This is a genomic window from Chelatococcus sp. HY11 (genome assembly GCF_018398335.1).
GTDB lineage: Bacteria > Pseudomonadota > Alphaproteobacteria > Rhizobiales > Beijerinckiaceae > Chelatococcus.
This window is the reverse complement of sequence record NZ_JAHBRX010000001.1, coordinates 3,360,145-3,386,224: the sequence shown is the minus strand read 5'-3', so window position 1 is coordinate 3,386,224 and position 26,080 is coordinate 3,360,145. Positions and strand designations below refer to the sequence as shown.

Below are 26,080 nucleotides of genomic sequence, written 5' to 3'. Positions count from 1 at the left end.
AGGTTCTCCCGTCTCAGGCCTCACGCCCCCGGGAGCTTTGCTTGGGCCCGTGCGCGCTCGCGACGTGAAACTCTGGATCTTGGCGAAAATGGGCTTACATGAAACCGGCGACGGTCCTATCGATTGTCGCCTATTCCCGTTCGCATTCAGAAGCTGGCCAGATCCCCATGCGCATGCACAACCCGAGCTCCCACCATGACGGCGACCAGGGCGGCGTCTTCCACGCCACCACCATCCTCATGGTGCGCAAGAACGGCAAGGTGGTCATCGGCGGGGATGGCCAGGTCAGCCTCGGGCAGACCGTGATCAAAGGCAACGCCCGCAAGGTTCGCCGGCTGGCCCAAGGAAAAGTCCTGTCCGGTTTCGCCGGTGCGACCGCCGATGCCTTCACCTTGTTCGAGCGGCTGGAGGCCAAGCTCGAGCAGTTCCCGGGGCAGCTCACGCGCGCCTGCGTCGAACTCGCCAAGGATTGGCGGACGGACCGTTACCTGCGTCGGCTGGAGGCCATGATGCTGGTGGCGGACAAGGATGTCGGCCTCCTTCTGTCGGGTACTGGTGACGTGCTCGAGCCGGAGCTTCTGCATGGGGCGGCGATCATGGCGATCGGGTCGGGCGGCAACTACGCGCTCGCCGCTGCCCGCGCGCTCGCCGACAGTGACCACGATGCTGAAACCATTGTACGCCGCGCGCTCGGCATCGCCGCCGACATATGTGTCTATACCAACAGCAATCTCGTGATTGAGAGTATAGATACATGATGCAAGAGAGCGTCATCGCCACTGCGGTCAGCCGTGGCATCCTGTCGGCCGACCAGGCCGACGCGCTCAATCGTCTCGCGGCCGAGCTTGGCGGGGAAAGCCAGCCGGCGGCTCAGCGCACGCCCGATGATGAGGCATTGCGGCTTATCACCGGTTTCGCCGACATTTTCGTGACCCTCGGCCTCGTTCTGTTTCTCGGCGCGGTTCGGTATATCGGCGGCGCCCTGTTGCCCGATCTCGGCCTGTCGTGGCTGGTGCTGGCGATCGTCGCCTGGTTGCTCGCCGAGTTCTTCACGCGCCGGCGCCGCATGGCGCTGCCATCCATCGTGCTTCTCGCCGTCTTCGTCGGGGCGACCTTTCTCGCGTTGCTCCACGGCTTTGCGGCACTGACCGGCGATGTCGACATCGCCACAGGCAACTATCCCGCTTTCGTCAATGGCTATCCCATGGTCGCGAGCGTCGCGGCCCTGGCGACGAGCGTGGCCGCTTTCCTGCACTACCTGCGCTTCCGCGTCCCGATCACGGTCGCGGCCGGAGTCGTCGCCCTGGCCGGCGCGCTTCTCGCGGGACTGCTGGCGGCCGCCCCCGAGATTGTGCGTACTCATGTGACAGCCCTGCTTTTCGTGCTTGGGCTCGCCATCTTCGTCCTCGCCATGCGCTTCGACATGTCCGACAAGGCGCGCCTGACCCGTCGGACGGACGTGGCCTTCTGGCTTCACCTCGCCGCGGCGCCGATGATCGTGCATCCCCTCTTCGCGGGTATCGGCGCGGACTTTGGCGTGGTCAGCCTCGGTCAGGCGGTGGCCATACTCGGCGCCTTCCTCGCGCTCGGTATCGTGGCTGTGATCATCGACCGACGGGCTATCCTCGTGTCAGGCCTTATCTATGCCGGTATCGCCTGCGGGACATTGCTGCGCAATGCCGGCGCGTCAGACCTGATGCTGCCGGCGACGCTGCTCGTGCTTGGCGCCTTCATTCTCCTGCTCAGCGCCGGCTGGCAGCCCCTGCGCCGCCTGTTCCTGCGGGGACTGCCGGTGAACCTCACCCTCCGACTTCCAAACCCAGTGACCTGATTGACCTGACATGACCAATTTTTCGCCCCGTGAGATCGTATCCGAGCTCGACCGCTACATCGTCGGCCAGAACGACGCCAAGCGTGCCGTCGCCATCGCCCTGCGCAATCGCTGGCGCCGGCAGCAGCTCACGGGGCCGTTGAAGGAAGAGGTCCTGCCGAAGAACATTCTGATGATCGGCCCGACGGGCTGCGGCAAGACCGAGGTGTCGCGGCGCCTTGCCAAGCTCGCGGGCGCGCCCTTCCTCAAGGTCGAGGCGACCAAGTTCACCGAGGTCGGCTATGTCGGCCGCGATGTCGAGCAGATCATCCGCGACCTCGTCGAAGTCGGCATCGGCCTCGTGCGGACGGCCAAGCGCCGGGATGTCGAGGCGAAGGCCCATATCGCGGCGGAGGAGCGGGTGCTGGTCGCGCTGGTAGGCCCGAACGCGAGCGCCCCGACCCGTGATTCGTTCCGCCGGAAGCTGCGCGCGGGTGAGCTCGACGACAAGGAAATCGAGATCGAGGTCCAGGCCCCAGCGCCGGGTATTTCCATGTTCGATCTTTCGGGCATGCCGGGCGGCTCGATGGGCGCCATCAATCTCGGTGACATTTTCGGCAAGGCCATGGGCGGCCGTTCCAAGACGCGTCGCGTCACCGTGAAGGAGGCCTATGAGCCTTTGCTGGCGGAGGAAAGCGACAAGCTCATCGATCAGGACCAGATCACCCAGGAAGCCGTCCGTGAAGTGGAGCAGAACGGCATCGTCTTCCTCGACGAGATCGACAAGATCTGCGCGCGCGGCTCGGAATCCGGCCGTGGTGGCGGTGCCGACGTGTCGCGCGAGGGTGTACAGCGCGATCTGCTTCCCTTGATCGAGGGTACGACCGTCTCCACCAAGCATGGCCCTGTGAAGACGGACCATATCCTGTTCATCGCCTCCGGCGCCTTCCATGTGTCGAAGCCGTCCGACCTTTTGCCGGAGCTGCAGGGCCGGCTGCCGATCCGCGTGGAGCTGCAACCGCTGAACGAGGCGGATTTCCGCCGCATCCTCACGGAGACCGAGGCAAGCCTGATCAAGCAGTCCGTGGCGATGATGGACACGGAGGGCGTGAAGCTCGTCTTCGCCGATGACGCCATCGACGCCATCGCCAAGGTGGCCGTGGACGTGAACAGCTCCGTCGAGAACATCGGTGCCCGCCGCCTGCAGACAGTTATCGAGCGTGTGCTCGACGACATCTCCTTCACGGCGCCGGACAGGGGTGGCGAAACGGTCACCATCACCGGCGACTATGTACGCTCCGGCGTCGGTGACCTCGCCAAGAACACGGACCTTAGCCGCTTCATTCTGTGAGTTCTGTCGCCACCGCCGCGCCCAAATGTTTCACGTGAGACAGGTCGGCCGGGTTGAACCCCACCCGACCTCGCTGCGCGAGGCCACCCTCCCCTGAGGGGAGGGATCAACGCGCGTTCACAGGCTGAGTGATCCTCCCCCTTCCAGGGGAAGGTGCCAGCCGCAGGCTGGCGGAGGGGGCGTCCGTGCGGGAGGTAGGACTGAGGTTGCCTGTAGGGCGCCCGTTCCAACCCTCAAAAATCAGCCGCTGATCCCAGCCCGCGAATAAGCTAGACCTCAGGCATGTCGCTCGCTCGTTCCAGCCTCGTCGTGGGCCTTGCCGCCATCGCCTCGCGCCTCATCGGTTTCGCGCGCGATGTCATGATCGCGCGCGTGCTCGGCGCCGGTATGGCCGCGGATGCCTTCCTGCTCGCGTTTCGGCTTCCCAACGTGGCGCGTCGCGTATTCGGGGAAGGCGGGCTCAATGCCGGCTTCGTGCCGCTCTACAGTCGCATCCGCGCGGAGCGGGGGGAGGCCGAGGCGTGGCGCTTTGCCGGCCAGGCCATGAGTGGCGCGGCCCTGGTCCTCCTCGGGCTGACGGGACTGGTCGAGCTTGCCGCGCCTGTTGTCGTCATGGCGCTGGGCGCCGGCTACGCCGACGACGCGGACAAATTCGCGCTGGCGGTCACCTACACACGTCTGGCCTTCCCCTTTGTCGCGCTGGCGGGTCTCGCTTCGCTCATCGGCGCTTATCTCAACGCGGACCGGCGCTATACGGCAGCTGCTATGGCGCCGGTACTCGTGAATGTCCTGATGATCGCCGTCCTGCTGATGCTCGACGTGCCTGACGAGGAGACCGCGATCCGGCAGGGCTGGTGGCTCTCGCTCGCGGTCAGCGCCTCCGGCCTTGTGCATCTCGGCATCGTTCTCGTCGCGCTGCTACGTCATCCCGGCGGTTTCACGTGGCGCCGCCCTCGGTTGACGCCCGACATCCGCCGGCTTGCGCGCCGTGTCCTGCCGGCGACCGCCGCGAGCGGCGCCACCCAGCTCGCCGTCGTCGTGGCGACCGCGGTCGCCTCGCAAGAAGCCTCAGCGGTGTCCTGGCTCTACTATGCCGATCGTGTCGCGCAGCTTCCGCTCTCGCTCATCGGCGTTGCGGTGGGCACGGTCTTGCTGTCCGAGGTGGCGGCCCGCCTCGCAGCGGGCGACCATCACGGCGCGGCCATCGCGCAGGCGCGGGCGCTGGAAGGCGCGCTCGCTCTGTCGCTGCCGGCGGCGGTAGCGCTGGCCATACTCGCTGAGCCAATCACCATGGTGCTTTTCCAGCGTGGAGCCTTCGGGCCTGACGATGCGGCGGGCACGGCGGCGCTCCTGCGCATGCTGGCTCTCGGCCTCCCGGCAGCGTCGATCGCCAAGGTCCTGGCCCAGCCCTTCTTCGCCCGGGAGGCCTTGCGCATCCCGATTGTCGGCGGGCTGTCATGTCTCGTGGTAACGGGACTGGCCGGCTACGCGCTCAACTCTGCCTTGGGCATTGCCGGGATTGGCCTCGGCCTCAGCCTCGGCCTTGGCATCAATGCGCTGGTGCTGTGGGGGGCCGCGCGGTCCACGGCTGAGGCGCTGACTGCCGGTATGGCGCGCCGCGTCATGCTGCTGCTTGCCGCTTCGCTCGTGATGGGCTTGGGCCTCGTGGCGGGCATGCGCGGGCTCGCGCCATGGCTCGTGATGGATCATCTCGCGGTGAAGGCCGGCGCGCTCGCGCTGCTATGCGGTGGAGGACTTGCCCTCTATGCCGGTATGGCCTTCGCGACCGGTGCGATCGCGCCACATATTCTACGATGGCGTCGCTCCTGAGCTGTGCTATCACGCGGCACCTTGCACGCGGCACCTTGCGCTCCGGTCGGCGCATTGCGATAACGCCGCACGTTTTTTCATGCGGGCATTGCCGATGCGCATGCGGGATGGATGGGCCATCCCCGACAGGCGCCGGCTGACCCGCAGAGGCTGGGGTTGACGGAGTCATCATGGCGGCTTTTCAGGAACGCGTTTTCTCCGGCGTGCAGCCGACGGGAAACCTTCACCTTGGCAACTATCTCGGCGCCATCGCGCGCTTCGTGCCGTTGCAGGAGAAGTATGACTGCATCTACTGCGTGGTCGACATGCACGCGATCACCGTGCCGCAGGATCCGGCCGAGCTGAAGCGGCAGATCCGTGAGGTCACGGCGGCCTTCCTCGCCGCCGGCATCGACGCCAAGCGCCACATCGTCTTCAACCAGAGCCAGGTGACGGAACACGCCGAACTCGCCTGGGTGTTCAACTGCGTCGCGCGGGTCGGCTGGATGAACCGCATGACGCAGTTCAAGGAGAAGGCCGGCAAGGACCGCGAGAATGCCTCGCTCGGGCTCTACGCCTATCCCTCCCTGATGGCCGCCGACATCCTGATCTACCGGGCGACCCATGTTCCCGTGGGCGAGGACCAGAAGCAGCATCTGGAGCTGACCCGCGACATCGCGCAGAAGTTCAACAACGACTACGCCGCGTCGATCGCCGCGAACGGCTTTAATGGCGCCTTCTTCCCGTTGACCGAGCCGCTGATCCAGGGGCCGGCCATGCGCATCATGTCCTTGCGCGACGGCACCAAGAAGATGTCGAAGTCCGATCCGTCGGATTATTCGCGCATCAACCTGACCGATGACGCGGACACCATCGCCCAGAAGATCCGCAAGGCTAAGACCGATCCGGAGCCCCTGCCGTCGGAGGAGAAGGGGCTGGAAGGCCGGCCCGAGGCGGACAACCTGGTCGGCATCTTCGCGGCGCTGAAGGGTATTCCGCGCACCGAGGTGCTGCGCGACTACGGCGGCGGCCAGTTCTCCGCCTTCAAGGCGGCGTTGATCGACCTCTCCGTCGATCGGCTCGGTCCGCTCGGCGCCGAGATGAAGCGCCTCGTCGATGACCCGGCCTATATTGATTCCGTTTTGATCGACGGCGCCGACCGCGCCCGGGCGATCGCCAAGCCGACGATCGACGCGGTGAAGGATATCCTCGGCTTCGTCAGGGCGAAGTAAGCGCTTCGCCGCGATAGCAATCATTTCGCACACGATTCGAGCCCGGAAGGCATTAGCCCTCCGGGCTTTTTCGTCATCGGGTGTACCCCACCCCTCACCCTCCCCGCAAAGGGGAGGGGCGCGGCGACGTAGTGCATTTCCGTCAAATCGGGTGTCGGGAAACGCGGAGGCCAGTGGCTTTTGTTCAGCAGTCTCAACGCGAGACACCTCACCCTTTGCGGGGAGGGTAAGGGGTGGGGGAACGCCGCGCTTGAGATTGCCGCCATCTCCCAAAGCGCACATTTAGCCATATAAAGACTTCTTTATGTCTTTATTGCGCGTCTCGCCGCAGCCTGCTATAGAGGCCGCGCTATCGCATCAGAACGGAAATCGCGCCATGTCCACCGCTGCCCAGGACTACATCGTCAAGGATATCTCGCTGGCCGATTGGGGCCGCAAGGAAATCGCCATCGCCGAGAGCGAAATGCCCGGCCTGATGGCTGTCCGCGAAGAGTACGGCGCGGCACAGCCGCTCAAGGGCGCCCGCATCGCCGGCTCCCTGCATATGACGATCCAGACCGCCGTGCTCATCGAGACGCTGAAGGCGCTTGGCGCTGACGTGCGCTGGGTGTCCTGCAACATCTATTCGACCCAGGACCACGCTGCAGCGGCCATCGCCGCCGCCGGCACGCCGGTGTTCGCCATCAAGGGCGAGACGCTGACCGACTATTGGGATTACACCCGCAAGCTGTTCGAGTGGCATGGCGGCGGTATGCCGAACATGATCCTCGACGACGGCGGTGACGCGACCCTGTTCGTCCATCTCGGGCTGCGTGCCGAGAACGGCGACACCGCCTTCCTCGACAAGGCCTCCTCGGAAGAGGAGGAGGTGCTCTTCGCGCTCCTGAAGAAGACCCTGGCCGAGAAGCCCAAGGGCTGGTTCGCCGAGCTCGCCAAGTCGATCCGCGGCGTCTCCGAGGAGACGACCACGGGCGTGCATCGCCTCTATATGATGGAGAAGGACGGCAAGCTGCTCTTCCCGGCGATCAACGTCAATGACAGCGTCACGAAATCGAAGTTCGACAATCTCTACGGCTGCCGCGAGTCGCTGGTCGATGGCATCCGCCGTGGCACCGACGTGATGATGGCCGGCAAGGTCGCCTTCGTGGCCGGCTTCGGCGACGTGGGCAAGGGCTCTGCCGCCTCGCTGCGTCAGGCCGGCGCCCGCGTGCTGGTGTCGGAAGTCGATCCGATCTGCGCCCTCCAGGCGGCGATGGAAGGCTATGAAGTCGCCACCATCGAGGACGCCCTGCCGCGTGCCGACATCTATGTCACGGCCACCGGCAACAAGGACATCATCACCGTCGAGCATATGCGCGGCATGAAGGACCGGGCGATCGTCTGCAACATCGGCCATTTCGACAACGAAATTCAGGTCGCGGGCCTCAAGAACTTCAAGTGGCACAACGTGAAGCCGCAGGTGGACGAGGTTGAGTTCCCCGACGGCAAGCGCATCATCCTCCTGTCGGAGGGGCGCCTCGTGAACCTCGGCAACGCCACGGGCCATCCGTCCTTCGTGATGTCGGCATCCTTCACCAACCAGACGCTGGCCCAGATCGAGCTGTTCACCAAGCAGGGACAGTACGACAAGAAGGTCTATACGCTTCCCAAGCACCTCGACGAGAAGGTCGCACGCCTGCATCTCGCTAAGATCGGTGTGAAGCTCACGGAGCTCAGCGCCGAGCAGGCCGCCTATATCGGCGTGACGCCGCAGGGCCCGTACAAGCCCGATCATTATCGTTACTGATCCGAATCGGCCGATCCCGGCTGACGCCGCATCGGCAGCAAAGACACAGCACCCGGTCTTCACAGGCCGGGTGTTTTTTTTGCGTCCGTTAACCACTTCCTGAGGGAGTCTGGCAAACGATACAGTGAAACTGATTCGGCCATTGACTGGTTTGCGTAGCTCGCGCCGCCCCCGTTGGGCGTGATGCGGTCGGCTTGCGCTATCGAGGGTCGGATATCGTGGTTTCGAGGCTTGGGCGCACGGGTCGGTTTGGGCGCACGGGTCGGTTTGGGCGCATGGGTCGGTTCAGGCAGAATCTTGAGTGAAGCGGGTTGAATCGCGTGGCGATGAAGCGGGGGATCGTGGCGAGAATGGCGCGTTTCGGACATCAGCGGAGCAAGACCGAGGCCAAAGCCGGCTCCAGACCTGTCCTGGCGCCAGCCGCAGCGCTGGGTGGCGGGGTCTCCGTCCTGACGCTGGGCATTTTCGCGGTTCCCTCCGTGGCCCAGCCCGCGCCGGGGATGGCTGAAGGGTTCTCGCTGGCCGGATGGCTCGCTCGCGCGCCGGGCTCCGGCGGCTATCTCGAAACGGCCGTGCCGCTCGCCATCATGGGCGGCTTGACGCTTTTTGCAGCCGCGACAGCCTTCTTCCACCTCCGGGAACGCCGCCGTGCGCGCGAGCGGGAGGACGCCCTGTCCGCGGAAGTGGCGCAGCTGCAGCTGCGCTGCGATCGTGCCGATGTGATCTTCGCGGCCGAACACCGCGTCGTCATCAGTTTCGGCCATAAGGACGACGATCCCGTCATCGAAGGGGATGTGTCCGTTGTCGGCGAAGGCGCCTCGCCACGCCGCATCCTTGCCTTTGGCTCCTGGCTCACAGCCGCCAGCGCCCAGGCCCTGGAGACATCCCTTGGCCATCTCAAGCGCAACGGCGAGGCCTTCCATCTGGTCCTGCGCTCGGTCTCCGGCCTCTATTTCGAGGCCGAAGGCAGCGCGATCAGCGGGCAGGCAGTGCTGCGGCTGCGCGAAATCACCGCCGAGCGGCTCGAACTCGTGCGCGCGCATGATGCGCTGATCACGACGCGCGGCGATCTGGAAGGCTTGCAGGCGCTCCTTGATGCGCTTCCCCAACCGGTCTGGCTGAGGGATGGGGACGGCGAAGTTCTCTGGGTGAACGCCGCCTATGGCCGCGCCGTGGAGGCGAGTGACGGGCGCGACGCCATCGAGCGCCGCCTTGAGCTTCTGGACGAACCGACTCGTCTGGCATCGCGGGAAGCCCGCGACGGCGGTGGCGCCTACAAGGCGCGGGTCGCGGCGATTATCGCGGGCCAGCGCCGCACGCTCGACGTCGTGGAAACTCCGACCGGGGAGGGCAGCGCCGGTATAGCCACCGATGTGTCCGAGCTGGAGGCAATGCGGCTCGATCTGCAGAGGCAGATGCAGGCGCATGTGCGCACGCTGGATCAGCTGCCGACCGCGGTGGCGAGCTTCGACGGCAACGAGCGGCTGGTGTTCTACAATGCGGCGTATCGCGAGTTCTGGCAGCTCGACGCCGAGTTCCTCGATTCCCGGCCCAAGGACGGTGAAATCCTCGATCGGCTGCGCTCTGAGCGCCGTCTTCCCGAGCAGGCGGACTTCCGCGTCTGGAGGAACGAGATCCTGGCCGGATACAAGTCTCTGGAGACGCAGGAGCACTGGTGGTATCTGCCGGATGGCCGCACCCTGCGGGTGATCGGCAATCCCGCGCCGAAGGGCGGCGTCACCTATCTCTTCGACGATGTCACGGAGCGCGTCCAGATGGAATCGCGCTACAACGCCCTCGTTCGGGCACGCGGCGAGACGTTGGATTCGCTCCGGGAAGGCGTGGTCGTCTTTGCCGCCGACGGCAGCCTGACGCTCTTCAACCCGGCTTTCGCTACCATCTGGAATCTGGAGCCCTCGCTTCTGGCCGGGCATCCCCATATCGACGCGATAGTGGCGCTCTGCGGTCACCTCTCCGAGGATGACGACTGGAGCGAATTGCGCATGGCGGTGACGGGCCTGTACGACACGCGCACCAGTCATTCACAGCGCATCAAGCGCCCGGACGGCACGGTCGTCGATTGCGTGACGGCGCCACTGCCCGACGGGTCCACGCTGATCACCTTCACCGATGTCACGGCGGCGGTCGATGTGGAGCGGGTCCTGACCGAGCGGAACGACGCGCTGGAAAAAACCTCGCGCCTGCGCGACGATTTCGTCCACCACGTCTCCTATGAGCTGCGTTCGCCGCTCACCAACATCATTGGCTTCACCCAGCTCCTTGGGGACGAGACGGTCGGTGCCCTGAACGCGCGCCAGCGCGAATACACCTCCCATATCACCAAGTCGTCGGCCGCGCTGCTCGCCATCATCAACGACATTCTCGATCTCGCCACCATCGACAACGGATCGATCGAGCTCGACCTCGGACCGGTGGATGCGCGCGAGACGATCGCGGCCGCGGTGCGCGGGTTGGACGACCGGCTCGTCGAACGCAATATTCAGCTCGATATCGAGGTGGCGCCCAGCATCGGCGTCTTCATCGCGGATGCCAAGCGCGTGCGCCAGGTGCTGTTCAACCTCCTGTCGAACGCGGTGGGCTTTTCAGCGATGGGACAAAGGGTCAAGGTGTCGGCCTACAAGCAGAACGACGAGATCCTGTTCTCGGTGGCCGACGAGGGGCCGGGCATCCCGCCCGAGATTAAGGCCCATGTCTTTGATCGGTTCGAGAGCTACGCGATCGGCTCTCGTCATCGCGGCGTGGGTCTGGGACTTTCCATCGTGCGGTCCTTCGTGGAACTGCACGGCGGCCATGTCGAACTCGAAACCGGCACGGGCCGCGGAACAACGGTCGTGTGTCATTTCCCGGCAGCCGGCGGGCTAGCCCGCGTCGCGGCCGAATAAGAGCAGTGTGACGCGCATGACGGCGGTGACAGTAATGGCGTTCGACGACACCACAGACGGCGCGGCTGCCGCCACGACCATCAACAGCCTCCTCTCGCCGCCCGCGCCCGCGCTCGTGCGCGAAGACAGCCGCCGGGCGGAGGCGACCTGGGATTTTCCCATCGACAACGAGGCGGGAACCGAGGCTCTGGCCCATCTTCTCGCCGAGGAGCTCAGGCCCGGTGATCTCGTGACACTGTCGGGCGACCTCGGCGCGGGCAAGACGACCTTCGCGCGGGCGCTGATCCGCATTCTCGCGGATGATCCCGCCCTCGAGGTGCCGAGCCCGACCTTCACGCTGATGCAGCTCTACGAGACCGGCCACGGCACGGTGGTCCACGCGGATCTCTATCGCGTGGGTCACGCCGCGGAGCTTGAGGATCTCGGCTGGGACGAGGCGAGCGAGGAGGCCATCGTCCTTGTCGAATGGCCGGACCGGGCGGCGGGCGTTCTCTCCGCCGACAGGCTGGATGTCGCGCTGACCCATGTGAACGGCGACAACTACGAGGCCCGGCGCGTCAGATTGACCGGCACGGGCCGTTTCGCGCCGCGTCTCGCCCGGCTGCAATCGCTGCGCCGCCTGCTGGAGAAGGCCGGCTGGGGCGAGGCGCGCCGTGAGCACATCCAGGGCGATGCCTCGGTTCGGCTGTATGACCGATTGCACAAGGACAGCGGTGAGACCGCGATCCTGATGATCGCCCCACCGCGTCTCGCCGGGCCGGCCATCCGCAACGGGCGGCCCTATCATGAGCTCGCGAAGCTGGCCGAGCGCGTCGACGCCTTCGTCGCCGTGGCGCAGGGCCTGCGCGCGGAGGGCTTCAGCGCCCCCGAGATCTACGGAGCCGATCTCGACCAGGGCCTCGTGCTGGTCGAGGATCTCGGCAAGGAGCCCGTGACCAATGCGGACGGTCCCATCCCGGAGCGCTATCGCGAGGCCATAGGCGTCCTCGCCGCCTTGCACGACAAGGACCTGCCAAGCGTCCTGCCTGTCATGGACGGCCGCGAGCATATCCTGCAGCCCTATGATCTGGAGGCACTCCTGATCGAGGTCGAGTTGCTGCTCGACTGGTACGCCCCGCACAAGGGCGGCGGCTCCCTCGGCGCGGCGGCCCGTTCCGATTTCATTAAGGTCTGGACGGAGCTCCTCGGGCAGGTGGTGTCCGGCCCGCAGAGCAATATCCCTCAGACCAATATTCCGCAGACATGGACGCTCCGCGACATGCACTCCCCCAACCTGTTCTGGCTGCCGCAGCGGCAAGGGCTGGCGCGCGTCGGGCTCATCGATCTGCAGGATACCGTGCTGGGGCATCCGGCCTATGACGTCGTGGCCCTGCTGCAGGACGCGCGGGTGACAATGCCCGCCGCACTCGAGCTTGAACTCATCGCGCATTACGCGAAGCTGCGCCGGGTGAGCCATCCCGAATTCAACGTGGCGAGCTTCGCCGAGGCTTACGCTATTCTGGGCGCGCAGCGCGCGACCAAGCTGTTCGGGACATTCGTGCGGCTCGACAAGCGCGACGGCAAACCCCAATATCTCGATCATCTGCCACGGATGCAGGACTATCTCGCGCGCAATCTCGCACATCCGGTGTTGTCGGAGCTGAAGCTCTGGTATGAGGCTCGCCTGCCGGGCCTCGTCGCCCGCCCCCCCGCGTAGCGGCCGCTTCCCAAGATCCGGAGGGCGGCCCCCCTCAAGATCGATCCACGATGACAGACGGTTCGACGATAGATTCTCCCGCGAATGCCGGCCGCACGGCAGACCAGCATGCGGGCCGAGAAGCCGGGCAATTGCCGATCACCGCCATGGTGCTGGCCGCCGGCCTCGGCAAGCGCATGCGCCCGATCACGGCGACGACCCCCAAACCCCTCATCCGCATCGCGGGCCGCTCCCTGCTCGACCATGGGCTCGACAGGCTGGCGGCCGCCGGGGTGAAGCGGGCCGTGGTCAATGTCCATTATCTCGCCGATCTCGTGGAGCAGCATCTCAAGCGCCGCAAGGCGCCGGATATCATCATTTCCGACGAGCGCGGCAAGCTCCTGGAGACGGGGGGCGGCATCAAGAAGGCCCTGCCGCTGCTCGGGCCGGATCCGTTCTTCATCATCAACACCGATTCGCTATGGCTCGAGGGGCCACACGGCAATATCGCGCGCATGGGGCGGATCTGGGATCCCGCGCGCATGGATATCCTGCTCCTCCTCGCTTCCGGCGCCACCAGCATCGGCGATGAGGGCTACGGCGATTTCACGATGGATCCGGCCGGTGTCCTGCGTCGGCGGGGCGAGCGGGAACTCGCGCCGTTCATCTACGCCGGCGTAGCCATTGCCAAGCCGGAGCTGTTCGAGAATACCCCCGAGGGTTCCTTTTCACTGAACCTCCTGTTCGATCGCGCCATTACCGCCGGCCGTCTCTATGGCGTCAGGCTCGACGGCCAGTGGCTGCATGTCGGCACGCCGGCCGCCGTCAAGCTCGCCGAAGAGACCTTCGTCGCGAGCGCGAGGTAAGGATGGCAAGGGCGCCATCGCCGAGGGTCTTCACCATTGCGCCGGGCGCGCCCTTTCTGCCGACGCTGGTCGAGGCGCTGGCCTCCGGGCGCATCCTGCCCGGCCTCGGGCTTTCCGATGGCACCGTCGATCCGCTGGCGCTCGCCGATACTACCATCTTCCTGCCCACCCGCCGCGCGGCGCGGGCCCTGACGACCCTTCTCGCCGAGCGCTGTGGCGGGCGGGCGGTGCTTCTCCCGCGCATCGTGCCGCTGGGTGATGTCGATGATGCCGAGATTGCCCTTGCCGCCGACCTTGGCGGAATGGGCGAGGGGGACTTTACCGGCTTCCCGCCGGCGATCGGCGAGACGGAACGACGCCTCATCCTGACGCGGCTGGTGCTCGCCTGGGCCAAGGCCGTCGATCGCGCCCTCCTGCGGCTTGACGATCACGAGCCATTGCTCGTGCCGGCTTCCCCGGCCGATGCGCTCGGGCTCGCGGGGGATCTCGCCCGCCTCATGGACGCGCTTGCCACCGAGGGTATTGCTTGGGAGAGCCTGCACAGCCTCGTGGAGGATCGCTATTCCCGCTACTACGGCATCACGCTCGACTTCCTGAAAATCGCCGCCGAGACCTGGCCGCAGATTCTGGCGGACCGTGGCGCGAGCGATCCCGTCAGCCGGCGCAACGCCATCATCCTCGCTGACGCCGAACGGCTCGCCCGTGAACGGCCGGAGGCGCCGATGATCGTCGCCGGGTCCACCGGCTCGGTGCCGGCGACGGCCCATCTCATCGCCGCCGTATCGCGGCTGCCGCAGGGCGCTGTCGTCCTGCCAGGCCTCGATCGCGGGCTGGACGAACCCTCGTGGCGCGCTATCGCGGATGCGAGACACGGCCATCCCCAAGCCGCCTTGCAACGTCTCATCACCACCATTGGCATCGACCGCGCCGAGGTTCAGGAACTCGCCGATCTTCCCCCGGAGGTCGCGGCCCGCGCGAGCTTCCTCGCCGAGGCGCTGCGCCCGGCCGAGACCACCCACGTCTGGGCGGAGTATCGCCAGGGCACGGGAGACTTCGCCACGACGACACGCGCCGCCCTTGCGGGCCTCACCCTTGTGGAGGCGCCGGATGAACGTTCCGAGGCGCTGGCCGCGGCGCTCGCCATGCGCGAGGCGCTGGAGACGCCGGGCGCGACAGTCGCGCTCGTCACGCCGGATCGCATGTTGGCCGAACGCACCATCGCCGAGCTCGCCCGCTGGGATATCGCGGTGGAAGATTCGGCCGGGCTGCCGCTCAGCCGCTCGCGCGCCGGCAGCCTCGCCCAGCTCGTCGCTGATGTGGCGTTTGCCGATTTCGCTGCACCGGACCTGCTCGCGCTCCTCAATCACCCCGACGCGACCTTCGGACAGAGCTTCGCGACGGCGCGTCAGGCGGCAACGGAGCTTGAGATCGGCCTGCTGCGCGGGCCGGAGGCACCGCCCGGCATCGCCGGGTTGAAGGCCGTTCTCCCCGAACGCCGGAGAGAGGCCGCGAGCCGTCGCAGCCCACGTCCCCTGCGGCGCCTTGGCCCCTCGGCCTGGGAACGCGTGGCGGCGCTGCTTGACGCGCTGGAGGCCGCCTTCGCCCCCCTCGACGTCAGGAGTTTCGCGGATGGTGCGGCCGACCTCGTCGCGATGGCCTCAGCCCACGACGCAGTTTTGCGCGCGGTCTCGGCACGCGCGCCGGAGGAGGATTGGGATCCGCCGCGCGCCGATGGCTGGGGAGACCTCGCCAGCCTGTTCGATGATCTCGCCGTCGTAAAATCCGCTGAGCTCATCGGCCGCCCGGGGGATTATCCGGCCTTCTTTGCGGGGCTCCTGGCGGAGCGCGTGCTGCGCCGGGGCGAGGCCGCGCATCGCCGCGCCAAGGTCTTCGGGCTGCTGGAGGCCCGCCTCCTCACCGCCGACAGGATCGTGCTGGGCGGCCTCGACGAGGGCATCTGGCCGCCGGTGGTGCGGACGGACGCCTTCCTCAATCGCCCCATGCGCACCGCGCTCGGGATGAGCCCGCCGGAGCGGCGCATCGGCCAGACCGCCCATGACTTCGTCGAGGCCCTGGGCACGCGTGACGCGGTGATCACCCGTTCGTTGAAGCGCGAGGGGGCGCCGACCGTGCCATCGCGCTTTCTGCAGCGCATGAAGGCGCTGGCGGGAGGCGAGGCCTGGGAGGCGGTTCGCGCGCGCGGCCGCACGATCCTCGCCTGGGCCGAGGCCTTGGAACACGCACCGGCTGAGCCCTCCCTGCGTCGGCCGATGCCGAAGCCGCCGCTCCACCTCATTCCGCGCTCCCTCAGCGTCACCGAGGTCGAGACGCTGGTGCGTGACCCCTATGCCATCTACGCCCGGCATGTGCTGAAGCTCGATCCGCTGGACGGCCTCGCGGTGCCTCCGGGCGCAGCTGACCGCGGCAATCTCGTCCATGAGGCGCTTGGCAGTTTCGCCAACACTTACCCGGGAGCCCTCCCGGCCGATGCGCTCGCCGCTCTCACCGCGATCGGCCGTGAAGTGTTCGCGCCCTATGGGGCCTATCCCGACGTCATGGCCCTGTGGTGGCCGCGCTTCCTCAGGCTCGCGGAGGCTTATGTGGCATGGGAGGCCGCCCGCCGTCCGGGCCTGGGGCGGCTCCATGCCGAGATTTCCGGCGCGCTCGATCTCGTGCTCGCGGACGGATCGAGCTTTTCCCTGCGGGGGCGCGCCGACCGCGTCGAGGAAAACGACAACCTCGCAGTGATCGTGGATTTCAAGACGGGCCAGGTGCCGACGCCCAAGCAGATCTTCGCCGGCTTCGCGCCGCAGATGACCCTGGAAGCCGCCATGCTGGTCGCGGGCGGTTTCAAGGGCCCGGCGTCCATGCCCGCGGATCGGATAGAGCTGCTTTATGTCGGCGCCACCGGCGGCAAGGAGCCTCTCAAGCCCCGGCCGGTGCAGCCGGAGCGGGGCGAAACCCGGAGTGTCGCGGATCTCGTCACCGAGCATCCCACCCGGCTGGCGCAGCTTCTGTCGCGCTATTGCCGTGGTGAGATCGGCTTCGCCTCACGGCCCTTCGCCGAATACGCCAAGCGCGAGGGTGTCTATGACCATCTGGCGCGGGTGCGCGAATGGTCCACCGGCGGCGACGAGGGAGGCGGCGAATGAGCGTTACGCCTCCGTCCGCTGATGAGGTCATCGGTCGCGTCATCCATGACCAGCATCGGGCAGCTGATCCGGCCGCCTCGGCCTGGGTGTCGGCCAATGCCGGCTCCGGCAAGACCACCGTGCTCGCCAACCGGGTGCTGCGGCTTCTGCTGGCGGGCGCGGAGCCCGGGCGCATCCTCTGCCTCACCTTCACCAAGGCCGCCGCCGCCAATATGTCGAACCGGGTGTTCGACGACCTCGGCCGCTGGGTCGCGCTGGATGACGCAGCACTCGACGCCGCCTTGCTTCGCCTCACCGGCAAGCCGCCGACCGCCGATCTCCGTGCGGTCGCCCGGCGGCTCTTCGCGCGCGCCATCGAGACGCCCGGCGGGCTGAAGATCGAGACCATCCACGCCTTCTGCGAGCGCGTTCTGCATCTCTTCCCCTTCGAGGCGAATGTCCCGGCCCGCTTCGAGGTGCTGGACGACACGGATGCCGCCGATCTTCTCGCCCGCGCCCGCGTCGCCGTGATCAGCGATGCCATCGCCGGCCGCGCCCCGGCGCTCGCTGCGGCTCTGGCCCGGCTGGTGGAGGAGGCGGGCGATGTCACCATCGACAAGGCCCTTGCCGAGGCATTGCGCGCCAAGGCCTTGCTGCGGCAGGGCCTTTCCAGGGAACCCGGGCCGTCAGGCGGAGGCATCGCGACCGACGCCATCAAGGCCGCGCTCGGCCTCGAGCCCGCCGACGATCGCGCCAGCGTGGAACGCCAGATGCTGGGGGAGGGCATCCCCGAGGCCGATTGGCCCGACATCATCACGGCACTGGCCGCTGGCAAAACGACGGATCAGGCTCTGGCCGACTGCTTCCGGGCAGCGCTCGCCGCAACGAACCCGGCCGACAAATTAGCCGCCTATCAATCTGTGTTTTTTACCCAGGCTGGCGAGCCGCGTTCAGACAGTCGCTTCGGCACGAAAGCCATTGATCCAGACCTGGTCCAGCAGCTCCGCGACGAGCGCGATCGCCTCGCCGGGCTGACCGGACGGCTCAAGGCTGTGCTCGCCGTCGAGCGCACAGCCGCCCTGCTGACGCTCGCGAGCGCGGTCTTCACCCGCGTCGAGGCCTCCAAGAACGCACGCGGCGCGCTGGATTTCGACGATCTGATCGCCCGCACGGTCGATCTCTTCGCCCGCCATGAGGCGGCCTGGGTGCTTTACAAGCTCGATGCCGGCATCGACCACATCCTGGTCGACGAGGCGCAGGATACGAGCCCGGAGCAGTGGCGCATCCTCAAGGCGCTCGCGGAAGAGTTCACCGCTGGCGACAGCGCCGCGCTGACGCGGCGGACGCTGTTCGCGGTGGGTGATCCCAAGCAGTCCATCTACGGTTTCCAGGGCGCGGCGCCACGCGAGTTCGACGACAGCGGCCGCTATTTCCGCCGGCGCGTCGAGGCCGCTGGCCAAGCCTTCGAGGATGTGCGCCTGACAGTGTCCTTCCGCTCGGCGCCGGAGGTGTTGAAGGCGGTCGATGCGGTCTTCGCCGATCCCCAGCATTTCCAGGGCCTGTCCTTCGATGACGATGCCGTCGGCACGGTCCATGAGAGCGCCCGGCCGCAGCTCGCGGGCCTTGTCGAGTTCTGGGAGGCCGAACGCCCCACGGAGGTGGTCGATGCGGAAGCCTGGACGCTGCCCGTCGATGAGCTCGAGGAGGGATCGCCCCAGGTGCGGCTTGCGCGGCGCATCGCGCGGGCCGTGAAGCACTGGACAGGCGGGGGCGACGACGGCCGGCGCTTCTCGCCCGGCGACATCCTCATCCTGGTGCGCAAGCGCGGCGGCTTCTACGAATCCCTGATCCGCGCGCTGAAGGACACCGGCCTGCCGGTGGCCGGCGCCGACCGGCTCAAGGTCACCGAACATATCGCGGTGCGCGACCTCGTCGCGGCCGGCCGCGCGGCCTTGCTGCCGGCGGACGACCTGACGCTCGCGGCGCTCCTGAAATCGCCGCTCGTTGGCCTCGACGACGACGACCTCATGCGCATCGGCGCCGAGCGGCCCGAGGAGCAATCGCTCGACCACGCCTTGGCGCTGGCGGCGGAAGCGGGCAATGAGCGGGCCGTGCGCGCCGTCGGGCTGCTGGCGGACTGGCGCCAGCGGGCACGCCGGGGCGGTCCCTTCGCCTTCTACGCCCATCTGATCGGTCCCGGCGGTGGGCGCCGCCGGTTGGTGGCCCGCCTCGGCGCCGAGGCGGGCGACGCCATCGACGAATTCATGGCCGCGGCGCTCGGCTATGAACGGCGGCAGGCACCGTCCCTGGCGGGTTTCCTCGTCGCCTTCGGCGAGGCCGAACGCGAGGTGAAGCGCGATCTCGAAGATGGCCATGATGAGATCCGCGTCATGACCGTGCACGGTGCCAAGGGACTGGAGGCACCCGTCGTCATCCTTGCGGATGGCTGCGATGTGCCGACCGGGCGCACCGATCCCAAGCTTTTCGCCATTGCCGGCCGCGATGGCCCTGCCTTGCCGATCTGGTCACCGAGGAGCGAGCTCGATCCCGCGGCGGTCGCAGGGGTGCGCGACAGATTGCGGCGCGAGGCGGAGGAGGAGCACAATCGCCTGCTCTATGTGGCCATGACCCGGGCCAAGGAGCGGCTGGTGGTGGCCTCCTACACGAGCCTTGGCCGCGACGCCAAGACCGGCGACTTCCGGCCATTGCCGGAGAAGAGCTGGCCGGCGATGATTCGCAAGGGGCTGGAGGCCGGCGCATACGGGCTCGTCGAGGCTCCGGCTCCCCACGGCAACGGCACCGTCTGGCGTTGGCGGGATCCCGCGCGGCCGGCGAGCCCCTCCGCGCCGCCGGCCGCGGCCGCGGTGGCTTTGCCGAGCCTGCCCGCCTGGCTCGATCGCCGCCTGCCGCCGGAAGCCGAGGCGCGCCCCCCGCTCAGGCCGTCAAGCGCCCTTGGCGCGGCGGATCAGCTTCCGGAGGCGGCTGGTTTTCCTTCTGGAGGTCCTCTGGCCGGTCCTTTGGGAGCGCCGCCGCGTTCCCGGCGTGATGAGGACGCGCGCCGCGCGGCTCGGCTCGGGGGCGACTTCCTGCACAAACTCCTGCAGCATCTGCCGGAGGGCCTCATGCGCGGCGGAGAGGCCATGGCACGGGAGATCGCGGCGCTTCTGGAGGTGCGCGCCACCGGCCTCGACGCCGCGACGCGGGATGGCATCGTCACGGACGCGCTGGCGGTGCTCGCCCGGCCGGACCTTGCGGCCTTGTTCGGCCCATCGAGCCGCGCCGAGGTGCCGATCGCTGGCGCGATCACCATTGATGATGAGGCCGTACCGGTCTCGGGCCAGATCGACCGTCTCGCCGTCACCGCGGACGCCGTTCATGTGGCGGATTTCAAGACGAGTCACTGGCCACCGGCAACGCTCGATGCGGCCCCGGCGAGCCATCTCGCGCAGCTCGCGGTCTACGCGGCCTTGCTCGCCGAGATCTATCCCGATCGGCCGGTCCGGGCTTTCCTCGTCTATACGCGCGGCCCGCGCGTGTTCAAGGTGCCGCCGGAGGCGCTTGAGGCCGCACTCATGCTTGTCAAGCAGGCGTGACTTGTGCTGCCTGCTCCTTGACCCATCCCATCCCGCTTCTTACGTTCCCATCCAACGGACGGCCATGGGCTTCCCCGTGCAGCCTGCCACCCACGAAAGGTTTTTCATCATGGCGACCATCAAGGCAACCGATGCGAGTTTCGAAGCCGACGTCCTGAAAGCGGGCGAGCCGGTGGTTGTGGACTTCTGGGCGGAATGGTGCGGCCCCTGCAAGATGATCGGCCCGGCCCTGGAAGAGATTTCCACGGAGCTCGCCGGCAAGGTCAAGGTCGTGAAGGTCAATGTGGATGAGAACCCGGCCACGGCCGCGCAGTTCGGCATCCGTTCGATCCCGACGCTGCTCCTCTTCAAGGACGGCAAGCTCGCCGGCCAGAAAGTCGGCGCGGCACCCAAGAGCGACCTGTCCCGCTGGATCTCCGGTTCGGTCTGATCAGGTCTTGGCGCCTCCCGCGCCGCGATTTTCGAGCGAAAGAGAAAACCCGGCCCCTCGCGGAGCCGGGTTTTTTATTGAGGCAGCTCTTGTCGTAAACCGGACAGGGAACCGTGCCTTCCCACGCGGCAGGGTATCAGCTCCGGGGAAGGGGTTGGCGGCGTGTTCCGCGCCCCTGGTCATGCTGACTTCAAACGGTACCGCCGTGTCATTCCGGGCGGGCCGAGAGGCCCGAGCCCGGAATCCATGAACACGGCGGTAACCACGAGGGGGCACGGTCCGATGCGTGTTCTTGTCAGGCCGTGTGTTCATGGATTCCGGGCTCCTCGCTGAGGCGAGGCCCCGGAATAACCGCGGGTCTCCATTCAAACACGATATTCTCTATAATTCCGGCGGATGCTCAGGTCGGTGGGGTTCCGTTTGCGGCCAGCACTTCACCCGCGAAATAGAGCGACCCGGTGATCAGGATCCGCGGGGGATGCTCCCAATCCTGGTGCTTGAGAGAGCCGAGGGCTGCCTCAACACTGGCATGGGCCGACGTGACGAAGCCGAGCTCCTGGGCGATTTCGGCGATTTCCTCCGCCGGGCGCGCGGCGAGCTGCGTGGTCATCGACACCGCCAGCAATTCACGGGCAAGGCCCGCGAAGGGGGAGAGGAAGCCAACCGCGTCCTTCGTGCCGAGCATGCCGACAATGAGCACGAGCGGTGCCGGCCGGCTCTCTTCCATGTCGGCCATGGCGCTGGCGATGGCACGGCCGCCCTCGGGGTTGTGGCCGCCGTCGAGCCAGATTTCAGCGCCTTCGGGTGCATGCGCGATGAGATCGCCGCGTGTCAGGCGCTGCATCCGCGCTGGCCAGTCGGCATTCTTGAGGCCCGTTTCATAAGCCGAGACGGGCAGGCGATCGAAGCCACCGGCGCGCAGCGCCGCGATCGCGGTGCCGGCATTGATATGCTGATGGCGGCCGGACAGGCGGGGCAGGGGCAGATCGAGCAGCCCGCGCTCGTCCTGATAGACGAGGCGCCCGCCTTCCTCATGAACGGAGAAGTCCTGATCGCCGATGATCAGCGGCGCGCCGATACGTTCGGCGCGGGCCTCCAGCACGGCTGAGGCTTCCGGGTCCTGGGGCGCGATGACGGCGGGCACGCCACGCTTGAAAATGCCTGCCTTGGCCGCGGCAACGCTGGTAATGCGGTTGCCGAGATATTCTGGGTGATCGAGCGAGACGGGCGTCACCACCGTCACCAGCGGCTCGGAGATGACATTGGTGGCATCGGCCTCGCCACCGAGACCGACTTCGAGAAGGAGGACGTCAGCCGGGTTTTCCGCGAACAGGAGAAAGGCCGCGGCCGTCGTGATCTCGAAAAACGTGATCGGTTCGCGGCCATTGGCTTCCTCACAACGCCGGAACGCATCGAGCAGGCGCTGCTCGTCGACGATACGGCTGCCGCCCGGAGCCCCGAGCCGGATGCGCTCGTGATAACGCACCAGATGCGGTGAGGTATAGACATGCGCCGCCAGGCCCGCCGCTTCCAGGATAGCCCGCATGAAGGCGATGGTGGAGCCTTTGCCGTTGGTGCCGGCGACATGGATGATCGGCGGAAGCCGATGCTCGGGATGGCCCAGGCTCGCCAGCAGGCGCGCGATGCGGCCGAGCGACAGGTCGATCACCTTCGGATGGAGCGCCAGGAAGCGCGCCAGCAGGGCATCGGATGAGTCCATCGCGCTTCTCGCTCTCCGCGCAGCCTTGTCGGCGGTCTACTCTGCGGCGGCCTCCAGCACCTGGGGTTCAGGCGCGGGTTCGTCCTTCACCTCAGTCGCCGATGCGGCGGGCGTTCGCGTCAGAAGCCCGTTCAGGCGCGCGATCGTCGCCTTGAGGTCATGGCGATGGACGACCATGTCGACCATGCCATGGTCCTTGAGATACTCGGAGCGCTGGAAGCCCGGCGGTAGTTTCTCGCGGATGGTCTGCTCGATGACGCGCGGTCCGGCGAAGCCGATGAGAGCGCCGGGCTCGGCGATATGGACATCGCCCAGCATGGCATAGGACGCCGTGACGCCGCCGGTGGTCGGGTTCGTCAACACGACGATATAGGGGAGCTTGGCGTCCCGGAGGCGCTGTACGGCGACCGTCGTGCGCGGCATCTGCATGAGTGAGAGGATACCCTCCTGCATGCGCGCGCCGCCCGATGATACGAAGAGAACGAAAGGCGTGCCGCGGCTGCGCGCGGTATCGAGGCCGGTGATGATGGCGTCGCCGGCCGCCATCCCAAGCGACCCGCCCATGAATTCGAAGTCTTGGACAGCGATGGTCGTCTTCTGGCCCTCGACCTCGCCGACACCGACGAGCACGGCATCCTGCATGCCGGTTTTGGCCTTGGCGTCGCGCAGACGGTCCACGTAGCGCTTTTCGTCGCGGAACTTGAGCGGATCGATCGCGGCCTCGGGCGTCGGGATCGCCTCCCACCTGGAATCGTCGAACATCGCCTTCAGGCGATTGGCCGCCGTCATGCGCAAGTGATAGTTGGAGCCCGGAATGACGTAGAGATTGGCCTCGACGTCCTTGTGGAACACCATCTGCCCCGTATCGGGGCACTTGATCCACAGATTCTCCGGCACTTCGCGCTTGAAGAGCGTTTTGATCTTCGGCCGAACGACGTCGGAGATCCAATTCATCGTTTATCCATCCTTCCAGATGTCACGGCCACGAACGCGGGGCGATATTTCACGCCCTGACGCGCTGGCCGTCGCGTACACCGGCGGCAAGCTCCCTGACCAGGTCGATGACTGCATCGACAGTCCCCGTCCCGGCCTTGCCGTCCGCGTCCAGCGAACGGCGTACGGCATCAACAAGCGCCGATCCGACCACGACGCCATCGGCGACCTTCGCGACCTCGGCCGAATGGGCGCGGCTCTTCACACCGAAGCCCACCACAACAGGAAGGTGGGTATGCGCCTTGATCCGGTCAACCGCCAAGCCCACTTCCGCGAAATCGGGGGTCGCCGAGCCGGTGATACCGTTAATGGAGACGTAATAAACGAATCCGCTGGTATTCGCGAGCACCGTCGGCAACCGCTTGTCGTTGGTGGTGGGGGTCGCGAGCCGGATGAAGGCGACACCGGCCTCAAGCGCCGGCAGGCAGAGCTCGGCGTCTTCCTCAGGCGGCAGGTCCACGACGATCAGGCCATCGACGCCGGCAGCCTTGGCGTCGGCCACGAAACGGGGCACGCCGTAGATATAGATGGGGTTGTAGTAGCCCATCAGGATGATCGGCGTCTCGTTGTCGGTCTGGCGGAAGGCGGCGACCATCGCCAGTGTCTTCGTGAGCGTCTGCCCACCCTTGAGCGCGCGTTGCGACGAGAGCTGGATGGCCGGGCCATCGGCCATCGGATCGGTGAAGGGCATGCCGATCTCGATGAGGTCGGCGCCGGCACCGGGCAGCGCCTTGATGATAGCGAGCGATGTGTCGTGATCGGGATCACCCGCCGTCACGAAGGTGACCAGCGCGGCGCGTCCTTCCGCCTTCACGGCGGCGAACTTGGCGTCGATGCGGCTCATGACAGGCTGCTCCCGAGCATATCGGCGACCTGCGAGACATCCTTGTCACCACGGCCGGAGAGGTTGACCACCATGATGTGGTCACGCGGGCGTTCGGCGGCGAGTTCGACCGCCTTGGCCACCGCGTGGGCGGATTCAAGCGCGGGAATGATGCCCTCGAGCTTGGAAAGAAGCTGGAAGGCAGAGAGCGCCTCGGCGTCGGTCGCGCCGATGTAGTTCACCCGGCCGACGTCATTGAGCCAGGAATGCTCGGGGCCGATGCCGGGATAGTCGAGGCCGGCCGAGATCGAGTGGGCCTCGATGATCTGGCCGTCGCCGTCCATGAGGAGATAGGTGCGGTTGCCGTGCAGCACGCCGGGACGGCCGCCGTTGATCGAGGCGGCATGGGCGTCGGTCAGGAGGCCGTGGCCGGCCGCTTCCACGCCGAAGATCTCGACGCCGCGGTCATCCAGGAAGGGGTGGAACAGGCCGATGGCGTTGGAGCCGCCGCCGACACAGGCGACCAGCGAATCCGGCAGCCGTCCCTCGGCTTCCATGATCTGCTGGCGGACTTCGTTGCCAATGATGACCTGGAAGTCGCGCACCATGCCGGGGTAGGGGTGTGGACCCGCCACCGTGCCGATGCAGTAGAAGGTATTGTTGACGTTGGTCACCCAGTCCCGCAGGGCGTCGTTCATCGCGTCCTTCAGGGTGCGCGAGCCCGACTGCACGGGAACGACCTTGGCGCCGAGCATCTCCATGCGGAAGACGTTCGGCTTCTGCCGCTCCACGTCCACGGCGCCCATATAGACCACGCATTCAAGGCCGAAGCGCGCGCAGAGCGTGGCCGTCGCCACGCCATGCTGGCCGGCGCCGGTTTCGGCGATGATGCGCGTCTTGCCCATGCGGCGTGCGAGCAGGATCTGCCCGAGCACATTGTTGACCTTGTGCGAGCCCGTATGATTGAGCTCCTCGCGCTTCAGGTAGATCCTGGCACCGCCGCTGCCGCCCTTGGCGGCCGCCTGCTGGCGCACGTGCTCGGTCAGCCGCTCCGCGAAATAGAGCGGGCTCGGGCGCCCGACATAATGGGTGTGGTAGTTCGCCATGTCCCTGGCGAAGGCGGGGTCAGCCTTGGCGGCGGCATAGGCCGCCTCCAGCTCGAGCAGGTTGGGCATGAGCGTCTCGGCCACGAAGCGGCCGCCGAACTGCCCGAAGTGCCCATGTTCGTCGGGTCCCGTCCGATAGGAATTCGGCTCGCTGGTCACGCCACTCTGCCCCTCGTCTCTGCGCCGTCGACGCCTGCTGCGCGGGCGGCCCTGATGAAAGCCTCGATCCGGGCAGGGTCCTTGACACCCGGCGCCCGCTCGACCCCTGACGAGACATCGACACCCCAGGGGGCGACGAGCCTTATGGCCTCGGCCACGCTCGCGGGATCAAGCCCTCCTGACACCATGAACGGCAGTGCGAGGTCAAGCCCGGCGACGAGGTTTCGGTCGAAGGGCAAGCCGTTTCCGCCCGGTAGTGCCGCGTCCTTGGGTGGCTTGGCGTCCAGCAGCATCCGGTCCTGGCTTCCGGCGGCCGCGAGTGCAGCCGCGAGATCACGCGCAGCGGTGACATCCTCCGCCGAGGCAATGCCGACGGCCTTCATCACCGGACGACGGAAGCGCAGCCGGATGTCGGCGATGCGCTCGGCCGTTTCATGGCCATGCAGCTGCAGGACGTCCGGCCTGGTTGCGGCGATGATGCCCGTGAGGGTCGCGTCATCGGCATTGACCGTGAGCGCCGCGATGGCCGCGCGGCCGCGTGCCTGCTCCGCGAGCGAGCGCGCGGTCTTCAGATCGACGTAGCGAGGGCTCTTGGCAAAAAAGACGAGGCCGATCATGTCGGCGCCGCTGTCGAGCGCCGCCGCCATGGTGTCGGGCGTACTCAGCCCACAGATCTTGACGATGGTCACGATG

The 26,080-nt window shown here is 67.0% G+C and carries 17 protein-coding genes; 12 read left to right on the top strand and 5 right to left on the bottom strand.

The genetic code is table 11. The annotated features are described in order from the left end of the window. Positions 1-173: 173 nt before the first annotated feature. The 12 genes from hslV (at position 174) to trxA (ending at position 20,586) form a co-directional block, all read left to right on the top strand. Positions 174-758 (top strand): ATP-dependent protease subunit HslV, encoded by a 585-nt coding sequence (gene hslV / locus KIO74_RS15405; RefSeq protein ID WP_213335435.1) that lies wholly within the window; start codon positions 174-176, stop codon positions 756-758. Next, a complete protein-coding gene (locus KIO74_RS15400) occupies positions 755-1,831 on the top strand; it encodes a hypothetical protein (RefSeq protein ID WP_213332708.1) in 1,077 nt (358 codons plus the stop codon). Before hslV ends, KIO74_RS15400 begins: the two co-directional genes overlap by 4 nt. A gap of 10 nt (positions 1,832-1,841) precedes the next feature. Beyond that, complete coding sequence (gene hslU / locus KIO74_RS15395) at positions 1,842-3,161, top strand: ATP-dependent protease ATPase subunit HslU (RefSeq protein ID WP_213332707.1); 1,320 nt, start codon at positions 1,842-1,844, stop codon at positions 3,159-3,161. A gap of 282 nt (positions 3,162-3,443) precedes the next feature. Further along, positions 3,444-4,991, top strand: coding sequence for a murein biosynthesis integral membrane protein MurJ (gene murJ / locus KIO74_RS15390; RefSeq protein WP_213332706.1), 1,548 nt, complete (start codon positions 3,444-3,446; stop codon positions 4,989-4,991). A 170-nt stretch (positions 4,992-5,161) separates the two neighbouring features. Then, positions 5,162-6,202, top strand: a complete 1,041-nt coding sequence (trpS, locus tag KIO74_RS15385; RefSeq protein ID WP_213332705.1) for a tryptophan--tRNA ligase — start codon at positions 5,162-5,164, stop codon at positions 6,200-6,202. 376 nt (positions 6,203-6,578) lie between these two features. After that, positions 6,579-7,988 (top strand): adenosylhomocysteinase, encoded by a 1,410-nt coding sequence (ahcY, locus tag KIO74_RS15380; RefSeq protein ID WP_213332704.1) that lies wholly within the window; start codon positions 6,579-6,581, stop codon positions 7,986-7,988. Between the two features lie 350 nt (positions 7,989-8,338). Further along, positions 8,339-10,891 (top strand): sensor histidine kinase, encoded by a 2,553-nt coding sequence (locus KIO74_RS15375; protein WP_249731008.1) that lies wholly within the window; start codon positions 8,339-8,341, stop codon positions 10,889-10,891. A 16-nt stretch (positions 10,892-10,907) separates the two neighbouring features. Then, complete coding sequence (tsaE, locus tag KIO74_RS15370) at positions 10,908-12,587, top strand: tRNA (adenosine(37)-N6)-threonylcarbamoyltransferase complex ATPase subunit type 1 TsaE (RefSeq protein ID WP_249731007.1); 1,680 nt, start codon at positions 10,908-10,910, stop codon at positions 12,585-12,587. Between the two features lie 146 nt (positions 12,588-12,733). Beyond that, entirely contained in the window at positions 12,734-13,432 is a 699-nt protein-coding gene (locus tag KIO74_RS15365; protein ID WP_249731324.1) for a nucleotidyltransferase family protein, read from the top strand. Between the two features lie 2 nt (positions 13,433-13,434). Beyond that, on the top strand, positions 13,435-16,584 hold the full coding sequence (gene addB, locus KIO74_RS15360) for a double-strand break repair protein AddB (RefSeq protein ID WP_213332702.1): 3,150 nt from the start codon (positions 13,435-13,437) through the stop codon (positions 16,582-16,584). Next, positions 16,581-20,156, top strand: a complete 3,576-nt coding sequence (gene addA, locus KIO74_RS15355; protein ID WP_213332701.1) for a double-strand break repair helicase AddA — start codon at positions 16,581-16,583, stop codon at positions 20,154-20,156. The genes addB and addA overlap by 4 nt, the downstream gene beginning before the upstream one ends. Positions 20,157-20,265: 109 nt before the next feature. Further along, positions 20,266-20,586, top strand: coding sequence for a thioredoxin (gene trxA / locus KIO74_RS15350; RefSeq protein ID WP_213332700.1), 321 nt, complete (start codon positions 20,266-20,268; stop codon positions 20,584-20,586). A gap of 400 nt (positions 20,587-20,986) precedes the next feature. Here trxA and KIO74_RS15345 read toward each other — a convergent pair whose 3' ends face one another. From KIO74_RS15345 to KIO74_RS15325, 5 genes are read right to left on the bottom strand one after another with little or no spacing between them, the layout of a single operon-like run. Then, positions 20,987-22,306 (bottom strand): bifunctional folylpolyglutamate synthase/dihydrofolate synthase, encoded by a 1,320-nt coding sequence (locus KIO74_RS15345; protein WP_213332699.1) that lies wholly within the window; start codon positions 22,304-22,306, stop codon positions 20,987-20,989. Between the two features lie 36 nt (positions 22,307-22,342). Continuing rightward, positions 22,343-23,260, bottom strand: a complete 918-nt coding sequence (gene accD, locus KIO74_RS15340) for an acetyl-CoA carboxylase, carboxyltransferase subunit beta (protein ID WP_213332698.1) — start codon at positions 23,258-23,260, stop codon at positions 22,343-22,345. 49 nt (positions 23,261-23,309) lie between these two features. After that, a complete protein-coding gene (gene trpA, locus KIO74_RS15335) occupies positions 23,310-24,143 on the bottom strand; it encodes a tryptophan synthase subunit alpha (protein WP_213332697.1) in 834 nt (277 codons plus the stop codon). Further along, positions 24,140-25,387, bottom strand: coding sequence for a tryptophan synthase subunit beta (gene trpB, locus KIO74_RS15330; RefSeq protein ID WP_213332696.1), 1,248 nt, complete (start codon positions 25,385-25,387; stop codon positions 24,140-24,142). The genes trpA and trpB overlap by 4 nt, the downstream gene beginning before the upstream one ends. Further along, positions 25,384-26,079 (bottom strand): phosphoribosylanthranilate isomerase, encoded by a 696-nt coding sequence (locus KIO74_RS15325; protein ID WP_213335399.1) that lies wholly within the window; start codon positions 26,077-26,079, stop codon positions 25,384-25,386. The genes trpB and KIO74_RS15325 overlap by 4 nt, the downstream gene beginning before the upstream one ends. Position 26,080 lies beyond the last annotated feature (1 nt).